Source organism: Streptomyces sp. NPDC058697 (genome assembly GCF_042715345.1).
GTDB classification, from domain to species: domain Bacteria; phylum Actinomycetota; class Actinomycetes; order Streptomycetales; family Streptomycetaceae; genus Streptomyces; species Streptomyces liliifuscus.
The window spans coordinates 115,912-128,666 of the sequence record NZ_JBHXSU010000004.1; the positions used below are offsets into that span (position 1 = coordinate 115,912).

10 protein-coding genes are annotated in these 12,755 nt (G+C 70.9%); 5 read left to right on the forward strand and 5 right to left on the reverse strand.

Going from position 1 to position 12,755, the window contains the following annotated elements; translation table 11 throughout:
* Nucleotides 1-88: 88 nt before the first annotated feature.
* Nucleotides 89-2,311 (reverse strand): tetratricopeptide repeat protein, encoded by a 2,223-nt coding sequence (locus tag ACFWXQ_RS11360; RefSeq protein WP_383939501.1) that lies wholly within the window; start codon nucleotides 2,309-2,311, stop codon nucleotides 89-91.
* 344 nt (nucleotides 2,312-2,655) lie between these two features.
* Nucleotides 2,656-4,863, reverse strand: coding sequence for an MMPL family transporter (locus tag ACFWXQ_RS11365; protein ID WP_386268031.1), 2,208 nt, complete (start codon nucleotides 4,861-4,863; stop codon nucleotides 2,656-2,658).
* Nucleotides 4,864-5,072: 209 nt separating this feature from the next.
* Here ACFWXQ_RS11365 and ACFWXQ_RS11370 point away from each other — a divergent pair, with 209 nt between their 5' ends.
* Both ACFWXQ_RS11370 and ACFWXQ_RS11375 read left to right on the forward strand, forming a co-directional pair.
* Entirely contained in the window at nucleotides 5,073-6,467 is a 1,395-nt protein-coding gene (locus ACFWXQ_RS11370; RefSeq protein ID WP_383951128.1) for a flavin monoamine oxidase family protein, read from the forward strand.
* A 52-nt stretch (nucleotides 6,468-6,519) separates the two neighbouring features.
* Nucleotides 6,520-7,005 carry an SRPBCC family protein gene (locus tag ACFWXQ_RS11375; protein WP_383951130.1) on the forward strand — a complete coding sequence of 162 codons (486 nt, stop codon included), beginning with the start codon at nucleotides 6,520-6,522 and terminating at the stop codon, nucleotides 7,003-7,005.
* Between the two features lie 50 nt (nucleotides 7,006-7,055).
* Here ACFWXQ_RS11375 and ACFWXQ_RS11380 read toward each other — a convergent pair whose 3' ends face one another.
* A complete protein-coding gene (locus ACFWXQ_RS11380) occupies nucleotides 7,056-7,679 on the reverse strand; it encodes a TetR/AcrR family transcriptional regulator (protein ID WP_383951133.1) in 624 nt (207 codons plus the stop codon).
* 321 nt (nucleotides 7,680-8,000) lie between these two features.
* Here ACFWXQ_RS11380 and ACFWXQ_RS11385 point away from each other — a divergent pair, with 321 nt between their 5' ends.
* The 3 genes from ACFWXQ_RS11385 to ACFWXQ_RS11395 all read left to right on the forward strand — a co-directional run bounded on the left by ACFWXQ_RS11385 (nucleotide 8,001) and on the right by ACFWXQ_RS11395 (nucleotide 11,137).
* Nucleotides 8,001-9,164, forward strand: a complete 1,164-nt coding sequence (locus ACFWXQ_RS11385) for an ABC transporter substrate-binding protein (protein WP_383951136.1) — start codon at nucleotides 8,001-8,003, stop codon at nucleotides 9,162-9,164.
* Between the two features lie 108 nt (nucleotides 9,165-9,272).
* Nucleotides 9,273-10,466: a sensor histidine kinase gene (locus ACFWXQ_RS11390; protein ID WP_386268034.1), complete on the forward strand. Its 1,194-nt coding sequence runs from the start codon at nucleotides 9,273-9,275 to the stop codon at nucleotides 10,464-10,466.
* Nucleotides 10,463-11,137, forward strand: a complete 675-nt coding sequence (locus ACFWXQ_RS11395; RefSeq protein ID WP_383951141.1) for a response regulator transcription factor — start codon at nucleotides 10,463-10,465, stop codon at nucleotides 11,135-11,137. Before ACFWXQ_RS11390 ends, ACFWXQ_RS11395 begins: the two co-directional genes overlap by 4 nt.
* A gap of 125 nt (nucleotides 11,138-11,262) precedes the next feature.
* Here the strand turns inward: ACFWXQ_RS11395 and ACFWXQ_RS11400 are convergent, their stop codons facing one another.
* Nucleotides 11,263-11,949, reverse strand: a complete 687-nt coding sequence (locus tag ACFWXQ_RS11400; protein WP_383951145.1) for a TetR/AcrR family transcriptional regulator — start codon at nucleotides 11,947-11,949, stop codon at nucleotides 11,263-11,265.
* Nucleotides 11,946-12,617, reverse strand: coding sequence for a DUF998 domain-containing protein (locus ACFWXQ_RS11405; RefSeq protein ID WP_383951148.1), 672 nt, complete (start codon nucleotides 12,615-12,617; stop codon nucleotides 11,946-11,948). The genes ACFWXQ_RS11400 and ACFWXQ_RS11405 overlap by 4 nt, the downstream gene beginning before the upstream one ends.
* Nucleotides 12,618-12,755 lie beyond the last annotated feature (138 nt).

Sequence of the window (12,755 nt, forward strand, 5' to 3'; positions counted from 1 at the left end):
GCCACACCCAACCCGCGGCCGACGAACAACCCAACAGCGGGGCCCGGGGCGCAGCCCCGGTCTCGATCCCGCGCACCCCAGCGGAGCGTCACCGCTGGCGCAAAGCCGCCACCCTCCGATACAACTCCACCGCCTCCGCCCCCCGCCCCAGCTGCTCCAGACAGTGCGCCTCGTCGTTGCGGCTGGCCAGCGCGTCGGGATGGTCACCGCCCAGCACACGCTCGCGTGCGGCGGCCACCTGGCGGTACTCCGTGAGCGCGTCGGCCCACCGGCCGAGCCAGCCGAGCCCGACGGCGACCTCGCGCCGGCTGACGAGGGTGTCCGGGTGGTCGGGGCCGAGGACGCGCTCGCGGATCGCGCACACGTCACGGGACTCGGCGAGGGCCTCCTCCCACCGGCCGAGCCGGCCGAGGTTGACGCCGAGCCCGTGCCGGGCGCGCAGGGTCTCGGGGTGGGCGGGCCCGTGGACGCGCGTGCGGTCGTCGATCAGGCCGCGGTACAGCTCCAGCGCCTGGGCGCTGCGTCCGAGCCGGCCGAGGCTGATGCCGACCTCGTAGCGCGCGGCGAGCGTGTCGGGATGGTCGGGGCCGAGCGCCTGTGCCCGCGCCTCGGCGACCTCCTGGTACGTCTGCAGTGCCTCCGGCCAGCGGCCCAACTGCCCGAGCGCGTAGGCGACTTCGTACCGGGTGACGAGCGTGTCGGGATGGTTCGCGCCGAGCACCCGGGCGCGGGAAGCGGCCACCTCGCTCGCCATCCGGTACGAGTCCTCCAGGCGTCCGAGTCTGCTGAGGTTGAAGGCGAGGTTGTGGCGGCAGCGCAGGGTGTCGGGGTGCTCGGGGCCCATCGCGCGTTCCCGGGCCGCCAGTACGGCCGTATAGACCTGGTGTGCTTCGAAGTGGCGGCCCAACTGGCCCAGTACGTAGGCCATTTCCTGGCGGGCGGCGAGGGTGTCCGGGTGGTCGGGGCCGAACACGTGCTCCCTGGTCTGGGCCACGTGCCCGTATTCGCGCAGCGCGTCGGCGGGGCGGCCGGTGCGGCTGAGAGTGAAACCGACCTCGTAGCGGCTGGCCAGTGTGTCGGGGTGGTCGGGGCCGAGCGCGTGTTCGCGTTCGGCGGCGACCGCGCGGTGCACCTCGCCCGCCTCCGCCCAGCGGCCGAGCCGCCCAAGGCTCAGCCCCGCGTTGTGCCTGCCGGTGAGGGTGGTGACCAACTCCGGTGACGGTGTGGGCCGTTCGGCGGGAACAGGGTGCTGGGTGCCGCGCGTGTCGGTGCGGGCGATCCAGTCACCGGTGAGACCCGCGGCGGCGTCGGGCGGTGTGGTGCGCAGGCCCGCGCCGGTCGCCTTGTGGCCGGTGGTCATCCCGCGGGTCCAGGAGGGCAGCCGGTCCTCGCGGGCGGCAGGCCGGTCCGGCGCCGCGGGCCGCACCGGGGGCGACACCACGGTCGGCACGTACGCCGGTGCCGTGCGGCCCGCGCCGATGCGGCGGCCCAGCTCACGGGCGTCGTGCGGCCGCTGTTCGGGTTCCTTGGCCAGCAGGTCCAGGATGACCCGGTCCAGGAACTCGGGGAGCTCGGCGCGATGGCGGCGCGGCGGCTCGGGGGGCGTGTCCCGGTGGCCGACCAGGACCGCCCACGCGTCGTCGAGGTCGAACGGCGGCGCCCCGGTGGCGATCTCGTACAGCACACAGCCGAAGGAGTAGAGGTCGCTGCGGTGGTCGACGTGGTCGCCGCCGATCTGCTCCGGCGACATGTAGTGCGGGGTGCCCATGGCAATGCCGGTGCCGGTGAGTCTGGAGGTGAAGCCGATGTCGTGGCCGAGGCGGGCTATGCCGAAGTCGCAGATCTTCACCGTGCCGTCGCCGAGCCGCATGATGTTCGCGGGTTTCAGGTCCCGGTGCACGATGCCCTGTTGGTGGGTGTACGCAAGGGCGGCGGCCGCCTGTTCGCCGATCTCCACGATGTCGGCGACGGGCAGCGGATGCTGTTTGTTGTCCTCCAGGAGCTGGCTGAGGTTGCGCCCGTCCAGCAACTCCATCACCAGATAGAGCACGCCGTCCGACTCGCCGAAGTCGTGGACAACCGTCACCCCGCGGTGCTGAAGGGCCGCGGCCACCCGCGCCTCCCGGCGGAACCGCTCCCGCAGGACACGGGTGAACGAGTTGTCGTGGTGCTGTCCCAATGGTTTGAGGCACTTCACGGCGACCTGTCTGCCCAGCGACTCGTCCCGGGCACGCCACACCTCACCCATCCCCCCTCGACCGATCAGGTCGAGCAACCGGTACCGGCCCTGGATCAGCCTGGTGTCCCCCATCTGCTGCGATCGCCCCCGTCGTTCGGCCCCGCCCTCCCCTGGCTCGTCCAGTATGGCCAGCTGTCGTCCGACTTTGTACGGGGCCCGCCGTGAGCCGGGGCCGAGCCGTGACATCGTGCGGATAATGTGTTTGGGCGGCAGTTGCCGGTGTGGACGTGCGGGAACGCAGTGCAACACGGTGCCGGTGGTTCGCAGTTGCCGCATCACCGTGCCGGGCGACCGTACGGATCTTCCGTACAACTCATGGTCGTACGGCGGCAGTGGGACGTACGTCGACTGCGCCACCCGGCGCCACACCAGTGCGCGCGCCGGGACCAACAGCACTTTCCCTCGCGTGGGCCGGCTCAGGAGACGGGTTCGGGTTCCTTGCGTTCCGCCGGTGCCGTCTTCTGGAGGCTGCTGCCTTCGACGTCGAGGTCGGGCAGGATCCTGTCCAGCCAGGCCGGCAGCCACCAGGCGCCCCGGCCGGCGAGGGCGAGTACCGCCGGTACGAGCGTCATGCGGACGGCGAAGGCGTCGATGGCAACACCGACGGCCAGGGCGAACGCGATGGGTTTGATGAGGGAGTCGTCCAGGGGGAAGAACCCGGCGAAGACGGTGAACATGATCAGGGCGGCGGCGGTGACGACCCGAACGCTGTGCCGCGCGCCGTCGACGACCGACTGACGGGCCCGGCCGGTGTGGGCCCATTCCTCGCGCATCCCGGACACGAGGAACACCTCGTAGTCCATGGCGAGTCCGAAGAGCACGCCGATCAGGATGATCGGCAGGAAGCTGACGACCGGACCGCTGTGGGGCACACCCAGGACGTCGGCCAGCCAGCCCCACTGGAAGACGGCGACGACCAGTCCGAGCGAGGCGCCCACCGAGAGCAGGAAGCCGACGGCGGCCTTGACGGGAATGACCAGTGACCGGAAGACGATCATCAGCAGGAGCAGGCTGAGGCCGACGACGATGGCGACGAAGGGCAGCAGGGAGTCGCTGAGGCGGTTGGAGACGTCGATGTTGACGGCGGTGGTGCCGGTGACCGCGACCGAGGCGCCGGTGGTGTCACGGAGGTCGGGCGCGGCCTCGCGGATGTCGCGGACCAGTTGGCCGGTGCGGACGCTGTCGGGGCCGGAGGCGGGCAGGACGGTGATGACGCTCTGCGTGGGGTCGCCGGTGGGCTGGGGCGGCAGGACGGCCTTGACGTTCTTGAGGGTGCTCAGCCTCTCGGCCACCTGAGCGCCGGCCTGTGAACTCGTGGCAGCCGTACCGTCGTCGGTCTCCGCCAGTACGAGCAGCGGGCCGTTGAAGCCGGGGCCGAACTTCTCGCTGATCGCGTCGTAGGCCTTGCGCTCGGTGGAGGCGTGCGGCGCGGAGCCGTTGTCGGGAAGCGCCAGGCGCAGGTCCGTGACGGGCAGGGCGAGGGTCACGAGGATGCCCGCGACGGCGAGCACGGTCAGCAGCGGCTTCGCGATGACCCACTTGGTCCAGCGGGTGCCCATGGTGGTGCGGCCGGTGACCCCCTCGGCGTCGGCGGCCCGCCGGGCGGCGCGGGTGCCGGGCTTGGGGGCGAGCCGCGGACCGGCGAATCCCGCGACGGCGGGGACGAGGGTGATCGCGGCCAGTACGGCGACGAGAACGGCTCCGGCGGCCCCGAGACCCATGGTGGTCAGAAACGGGATGCCGATGACGCTGAGGGCGGCGAGCGCGATGATCACGGTGGCGCCGGCGAAGACGACGGCGCTTCCGGCCGTACCGACGGCCAGCGCGACGGATTCCTTCGGGTCGGCGCCACGGGCGAGTTGCTGTCGGTGGCGGGAGAGGATGAACAGGACGTAGTCGATGCCCACGGCCAGGCCCAGCATCAGGGCCAGCGTGACGGCCGTGGAGGAGATGCTGACCGCGGGTGCGAGCGCGAGCAGCCCGGCCAGACCGACCGCCACACCGATCAGGGCGGGCAGCAGCGCCATTCCGGCGGCCAGCAGCGAACCGAACGTGACGACGAGCACGAGCAGCGCCACGGCCACGCCGATGATCTCCGAAGGACCGATGTGGACGCCCTTGCTGCTGAAGACGGAACCGCCGACCGAGGTCCGCAGCCCGTCCGTCTCCGCCGCGCGGGCCGCGTCCTGGATCGCGTCCACGGATGACGTACGGACCTCCGCGGTCTGCACGGGGTACTGGATCTGGACGATCGCCGTCGTCCGGTCGCCCGAGACGGCGCCGGAGGACCGAGGGTCGACGACCTCGCTGACCTGCGGCGCCTGCTCGGCCTCCGCCACGGTCCGGGCGATGGCCGCCGTGTAGGGGGCCTCGGTGACCCGGTGGCCCTCAGGCGCGGTGAAGACGATCTGGGCACTCGCGCCCGACGCTTCCGGAAGGGTCCTGCTCAGGCTGTCCAACGCCCGCTGCGACTCGGTGCCCGGCACCGAGAAGCGGTCGTCGAGCTTGCCGCCGAAGACGCCGACGCAGGTGATGAGCGCGGCCAGGACGAAGAGCCATATACCCAGGACGAGCTTTCGGTGCCGGTAGGCGCTGTGACCCAGCCGGTGCAGCAGGACGGCCATGACGAACTCCCTCGAACGGTAGCGGTGGGCCGACTTTATCACCTGCTCAAGTCGCTCGACATAGTCTTCAGACTGTGACGCATGCCATTCGCGCCATAAGGCCAGGTCATACCCCTTGGGCGGGTGACAGACTCATACGACATTGTCAGTCGACCACGTCGCATGTAACTTACTCACCGACCCCCATCCCCATGAGCCAGGGAGTGACCGTGACCCAGACCGAGGCCCGGACACACAGCACGCGAGACACCGACGTCGTCGTCATCGGCGCCGGGCTGGCCGGACTCACCGCGGCGCGTGAACTCGTCGCCGCGGGCAAGTCCGTGACCGTCCTGGAGGCCCGCGACCGGGTCGGCGGACGGCTGCTCAACCACGACCTCGGCGACGGCCGAGTGACCGAGATCGGCGGGCAGTTCGTGGGCCCGACCCAGGACCGCGTCCTGGCGCTGGCCAAGGAGGTAGGCGTGTCCACGTACGAGGCCGCCGTACCCGGCGATCGCATCTACGTCCGTGACGGCAAAGCCAGGCGGTTCGCCGGACACACTCCCCCGGACCTCCTCGCCCTGCCCGACATGGGCATCGCCCTGGCCCGCATCGGCCAGGCGGCCGGCAAGGTGCCCCCGGCGGCTCCGTGGCGGGCCACGAACGCCCGTGACCTGGACGGAATGACGTACGAGACCTGGCTGCGCAAGGCCGAAGTCACCGGCGACGCGGTCGACTTGATCAACATCTTCCTCAACTCCGCGTACGGCGGCGAGGCGCGCGACGCGTCGGCGCTGTTCAGCCTCTGGTACGTCTCGACCTTCGGCGACGAGACCCATCCGGGCACCATGGAGCGCGGCACCGGCACCTCCGGCGGCGCCCAGGACAGCCGGTTCGTCGGCGGCTCGCAGCTGGTCGCGACGCGGCTGGCCGAGGAACCCGACGGCCGCGTCCAACTGTCGGCCCCGGTACGGCGGATCAGCCAGGACACCGGTGGAGTCACCGTGGTCTCCGACGCCGGCGACTGGCGGGCCGACCGGGTGATCGTCGCCGTACCGCCGCTCCTGGCATCGCGGATCGTCTGGGACCCGCTGTTGCCTCCGCAGCAGGACCAACTGTTCCAGCGGCTGCCCTTCGGCACGCTCATGAAGTGCGTGGCCGTCTACGACAGCCCGTTCTGGCGGGCGGAGGGCCTGTCCGGCATGGGCCTGCTGCGGGGTGGTTCGCCGATCCGCGAGATGTTCGACAACTCCCCGCCCGACGGCGGACCGGGCGTCCTCATGGGGTTCCTCGGCGGCAAGGAGTGGCGGAGGTGGGCGCACCGCCCGGCGGGCGAGCGCCGTGGCGCGGTGCTGCGTTCCTTCGCCCAGGTCGTCGGGGACCGGGCCTACGACACCGTCGACTACGTCGAGCAGGACTGGACCGCCGAGCAGTGGACGCGGGGCGGCCCCACGTCCGTCGCCGCCCCCGGAGTGCTCACGGAGTACGGGGAGTGGCTGGGCCGGGCGTTCGGGCGCGTGCACTTCGCCGGGTCGGAGTTCTCCCCCTACTGGAACGGCTTCATGGACGGCGCGGTCCGCTCCGGCCGGCACACCGCCACCGAACTCCTGCACCGGAGCTGACCGGGATCAGCGGCCGGAAGAACGAGAACAGAAACAAGAAGGAGAACCGCTCATGACCAAGTTCCACGTCACCGAACACGCCGTCGTCGACGCCCCCGTCGAGCGTGTCTGGGAGATCGTCTCCCGTACCGACCGCTACGCCGAGTGGGTAGCCGGTGCCATCGAGGTCACGGACCACCACTTCATCGCCACCGTGGGCAGGACCTACGCCGAACGCAACCGCACCCTCGGCCCGTTGCGCACCGACTCGGTGTGGACCGTGGTGGAGGTCGATCCCCTGAGGCGCCGCGTCGACACCGGGGTCGGGTTCGCCCCGCTGAAGGAGGTGACCAGCATCTTCGAGTTCCAGCCGGTGCGGACCGCGGAGGGGAGGGAGGCCACACAGATGACGTACCAGGTGGAATACGTCATCGGCCTCGGCCCCGTCGGACTTCTGCTCGACCGGGTACAGCAGCCGGGCATGCGCGCGAACATGCGCACCTCGATGGCCAACCTGAACACCTTGATCCGTTCCGAGACCCTCAACACGCGCGGCTGACCACAGGCCAAGGGCGCACTCGTACCGTACGAGTGCGCCCTGCGGCGTTGTCAGTTCGCGGGTACGGGCACCAGCTCCAGCCGGCCTCCGGCCATCGCCACCACCGCGGACACGAAGGCCTGGAGGCAGGTGCGTTCGGCCTCCTCGTCGGGGAGCGCGAGGTGTTGCAGCGTGAGCCCGTCGAAGCCGGCGAGGAAGAACCGCGCGATTGCGTCCACGGGCTGGGCGAGGGGTTGGCCGGTGCGTTCGGCCGCCTCGGTGATCAGTCGTGCGGTCACCTCGGTCACCCCCCGGTAGTGGCTTTCGAGGGCCTGGCTCAGAGCGGGCGAGCGGAGCGCGAACATGGTCAGCTCCGTGAGGAGTTGATGGCTTTCGGGCTGCTCACGCACCGTCCGCCACAGTGCGGCCGCCAACGCGCCCGCCGTCTCCTCGAACCCTCCGTCGGCCGGCGCGGCCCGCTCGACCTGGGCCACCAGATCCTGTGTGAGCTGCTCCATGACCGCGAGGTACAGCCCTTCCTTCGTACCGAAGGTGTAGTGCACCGTGGCCTGGGCCACCCCCAGCTCGGCGGCGATGGCACGCGTACTGCCGGCCGCGACGCCTTCCCGCGTCATGAAGTCGATGGCCGCTTTGATCAACTGGGGGCGGCGCTCGGCCGCGGAAACGTGAGCCATGGGATCCATCATAGCGACTGAGTCCGACGAACAAGTCGTCCGAACAAGTCGGGCCCCCTGCACTCGCCCTCTCCTGCGCTACCGTGTGAGCACCCGGCCACCGCACCCGGCCGTACAGGAGTCCGCGGCGCCGAGCCCGTTCAACCGAAGAGTTGAACGGGGTGCGTGCTTATGGGCGACGCGCGAACGCCCGCGCCGGCCGGAGACTCGTTTCGCCCGCGGTCGACCCGGATCACACCCGAGCCGCTTCGACCCGGATCAAGCCCGAGGCCGCGATGTGCGGGACCGGGGCTCGGCAGGCGGAGAGAGGACCCCCCACCCATGTCCAGCAACATCAGCAGGCGCGGCATTCTCGCGGTCGGTGCCGGAGCGACGGTGGCCGCGGCGACCGGGGCCGCCACCGCGAGCGCCGCGGAGAACGTGCGCGGCGGCAGGAGCGGCGCCGGATCGTCCTCCGGCGCCTTCGTCCGCGAGGAGACCCGGTCGCTCGACCAGCTCTACAAGGCCGCGCTCGCCGAGGGCGGCAGGCTCGTCGTCTACGCGGGCGGTGATGTCGACGACCAGCTGGCGGGTGTCCGGGCGGGGTTCCGCAGCAGGTTCCCCGACATCGACCTGACGATTGTCGTGGACTACAGCAAGTTCCACGACGTACGGATCGACAACCAGCTCGCGACGGACACCCTGGTCCCGGATGTCGTCCAGCTCCAGACCCTCCAGGACTTCACCCGCTGGGCGCGACAGGGGGAGCTGCTGTCCTACAAGCCCGCCGGGTTCTCCGCCGTCCACCCGAAGTTCAAGGACCCGGGCGGTGCCTGGACGGCGGTGATGGCTGTCGCCTTCAGCTTCGTCTACAACGTGGCGGCGGTCGGCGCCGAGGTGCCCCGTACACCGCTGGACTTCGTCGACCCCCGCTGGAAGGGCGCCATCGCCTCCTCCTACCCGCATGACGACGACGCGGTGCTCTACCTGTTCTCGCTCTATGTGCGGAAGTACGGCTGGGAGTGGGTCGCGAAGTTCGCCGGGCAGCAGCCGCAGTTCGCACGCGGCTCCCACAAGGCGGGCATCGCGGTGGGCGCGGGCCAGAAGAGCATCGGTGTCGGCTCCTCGGGCAGCCTGCTGACCACCGGCGGGGCGTCGAGGTGGGCTCTTCCCAGCGAGGGTCACCCGTTCATGGCGTGGGGGCAGCGTGCCGCGATCCTGAAGCAGGGCGCCCACCCGGCGGCCGCCAAGCTGTATCTGAACTGGATGCTGTCCCGCGAGGTCCAGGGGGCGTCGTTCAACGGCTGGTCGGTCCGTACGGATGTCCCGCCGAAGAGCGGCCTCAGGCCGATCTGGGAGTACAAGGACGCCAACCTCGACGGCTTCCCGGTGTTCATGGAGGACCGCGCCAGGGTCGAGCAGCTCAAGCAGACCTTCGCGCTGTACTTCGGCGAGGTCCAGGGCGCCCCTTCCCCCGGCGTCCTCGGCCTGCACCCGGGCCGCTGACCCCGGGTGCGGGCAAGGGCTCCCTGCCGGTTTACGCCGGTCACACACTGGTTCGGGTTAAAGTCTGCCGCTCCTGTCGTGACCGTCACCCAGCAGGGAGCCGCTGCCGTGCCGCCCTCTCGATCCGCCCTGCGCAGGCTGCCCTTGTCGGCGCGGCAACTTCCGCACCTGGTCTTCCTGGCCGTCGTCGTCGGCACCCTCGCACGGCTCATCACCGTGCACACATGGCTGTGCTGGCTCGTCACCCCGCCCATCGTGGTGCTGGCCCTGGTGTACGTGGTCGGGCTGATGCAGTGGGACCGGCTCGGCACCCGGGGCAGGCCCGCCTGGCTGGGGCTGCTCCTGCTGCTGTGGGGGTGCGTCTGCTGGATGCTGCCGCCCGATCTGACCACCGGGTACGTCTGGTTGGCCGTTCCGCTGGCCGTGGTCGCGCAGCGGATGCCCGGGCGCCGGCTTCCGCTCGCGGGGCTCTGGGTGACGACCTTGCTGCTCGTGGCGACTCTCGTCCGGATCAGGGGCGGGTTCGACCTCGAACTCGTCGCACCACCGACCGCGGCCGTCTGGGCGACCGTGGCCCTGCATCGCACCCAGGACCGGTTGATGCGTGAACTGACCGCCACGAGAGGGGAGTTGGCGGCACGCCAGCGCGAGGCCGGGCGCCTTGCCGAGCGGGCCCGTCTCGCCCGGGACCTGCACGACACCCTGGCCCAGGAGATCGCGGGGAGCCGCATGCTGCTCCAGGCCGCCGAACGGGACTGGGAGCGCAGGCCGGAGGCGGCGCGGCGACAGGTTCGGGCCGTTGTCGACGCGCTCGGCACGCATCTCGCGGAGACCCGCGGCATCATCCACGACCTCACCCCGCCCGGTCTCGAACGTGACGGCCTGGAGACGGCTCTCCACGAGCTCTGCGCTCGCGCGGACGCGGCTCCGGGAGCTCCCGCGGTCTCCGTCTCCACACGGGGTGAGCCCTGTCCGGTGCCCAACGACCGGGCCGTCGCCCTGCTCCGCGTGACCCGCGGGCTGCTGGCGAACGCGTGCGAGCACGCGCGCGCCTCGCATGTCCGGGTCACCCTTCAGCACGCAGACGGGGTCGTGGCGGTCGAAGTCAGCGATGACGGAAGGGGGTTCGATCCGGCGGCCGCGCTCCCCGGGAAGGACGGGCGGGGATTCGGACTGGCCGCCGCCCGCGAACGGCTCGCCGAGCTGGAAGGCACGCTCACCGTCGACGGCGTACCCGGACGCGGGACCCGGGCCCGAGCGACCGTACCGGTGCGGGCGCGTGTCACCGCGGGCGCGGCATGAGCGAGGCTGCCGCGGTCCGGGCCGTACGGATCCTGATCGTGGACGACCATGTCGTCGTACGGGCCGGTCTGCGGGCCTTGCTGGAGGGTGAGCCCGGCTTCGACGTGATCGACGAGACCGGCGACGGCGAGCAGGCCGTACTCCTGGCCGACAGGCACAGACCCGACGTGGTCCTGATGGACCTGCGGCTGGCGAACGGCGGCACGACCACTGACGCCGACATGGGCGGCATCGCCGCGACCCGTCGGATCACGACCGCCGTTCCCGGCGTCAATGTCGTCGTCCTGACCAGCTACGGCACCAGAGGAGACGTCGTCCGTGCCATGGAGGCCGGCGCTCGCGGCTATGTCCTCAAGGCGGGCCCGCCCGAGGAACTCTTCCGCGCGGTACGCGCCGCCGCGGCCGGGGGCATGGGCCTGGCACCCGAGGCGACCGCCCACCTCGTCGGCGGGGCGATGGGGACCGGCCCGGTGCTGAGTGAGCGCGAGCTCGAAGTCATCAGGCTGCTCGCCCAGGGACACAGCAACCGGGCCATCGCGGCGGCCCTGCATCTCGCCGAGGCCACGGTCAAGACACACCTCGTCCGCATCTACCGCAAGCTCGGCACCGAGAACAGGGCCAGCACGGTCTCCGAGGCCGTCCGACGCGGACTGCTCGAAATCGGCGGCTGAAGCGTCCGACCGACGCTCCCACAAGCCCGCCTCCGGTCGACACCTCGCGCGACAGCGGCGAGGAAGTCGCCGGAGAGGTACTCCAGCGGCTCGGCCGTAAATCTCGGCCTTGAATGGGGACGGAACTATCCCCGCGCGGCATGATCCTGTCCGGCGTCAGCCGGCGGCTGGGCGGAGGGCGCGGGCCAGGTCCGGAGAATCTGGGCGTCGGTCATCGGGGACGTGTGCGCCGCCGGGCCCTGCTCCAGGCCGAAGCCCATCAGCAGGGCTTCGGCGTAGCGGCGCCAGGCCTCGGGGGCGATCTCCTCGGTGCGGTCGGCGACAGCGCCGATCATGTGCAGGAAGGCGTACACGTCGGGGCCGGCGAAGTCTTCGCGGACGGCGCCCGCCGCCACCGCGCCTTCCACCAGGCCGTCCACATGGCGGCCGAGGTCGTCGCGCATCCGGGCGATGGCCCTGTCGTCCATGCTCGCGTGGGCGAGGACGACATCGAGGGCCCGGTCGCGGGCCCGCCACTGGGCCGCTGCGAGGAGGTAGTGGCGCAGAGCCTGTCCCGGGTCCGGTTGCTGCTCGGCCGCTGTCGCGAGCTGCAGGAACGTGGTAAACCGTTCGGTGAACAGGGCGTCGATCAACACCTGCAGATCGGGGAAGCGCCGGTAGACCGTGGCGACTCCGACCCCGGCCTCGCGCGCGATCTCGTTGAGGGTGACGGCGGAGCCGCGCTGCGCGAACATCCGGTCGGCCGTCTCCATGATCAGCCTGCGGTTTCGTTCGGCGTCCGCGCGCAGCGGGCGTTGCGTATCCCGGGTCACGCCAAGACATTCTCCACCACGGCAGGACGGCGTACGTACCTGGCCAGGACCAGGACCCCCGTCACGACGCTCCAGAGCAGCCAGGAGTAGACACTGCCCCGTTCGAACACCCCGGCCACGCTCGCCGAGGCGCCCACGAGTGCCACGCTCACCAGGCCCAGGACGCCGACCGTGACGCTGAAGACGCGGTACGCCGGGGGAAGACCGAGGCTGCGCAGCGCCCCCGCCAGGATCGCCAGCGTGTTCGCGCACAGGATGCCCACCCCGGCTCCGCCGACGTGCACGGCGAGTCCGAAACCCGGGCCGCCCTCGGAGCCCTGGAACAGGCCTACCAGCACCATCCCCACGCCGTGCGCGACCGCGAGGGCGATGACCGCGCGACGTGCCCGGCCCTCCACCAGGTGGGCCAGCAGCAGCACACCTGCCGCGAACAGGATCCCTTCGAGCATGAACGACGTGTTCATCAACGCATGGTCCGGGGAGCAGATGTCACGGCCCTGGAACCGGGCACCGCAGTCGGATACGCCGAGGTCGCTGATGTAGTTCCGGGCGTAGCTGTAGGGCGGACTGATCCAGGCGGCCGCGGTGATCGCCTCTGCGAAGACCCATTGCACCGCGTTCACCACGAGGATCACCGCACCCAGCACAATCCACATTCTGCGAGACATCGGGAACCCCTCTCACGACGCCATGGGGCGACATCGACGGATACCAACGTAGCAGTAAGTGGATAAATCTATCCAGTTAAGCGGGACAGCCGACCGATACCGGTCCGACATCAGGCCACCTGCCATCACCCCCCGTAC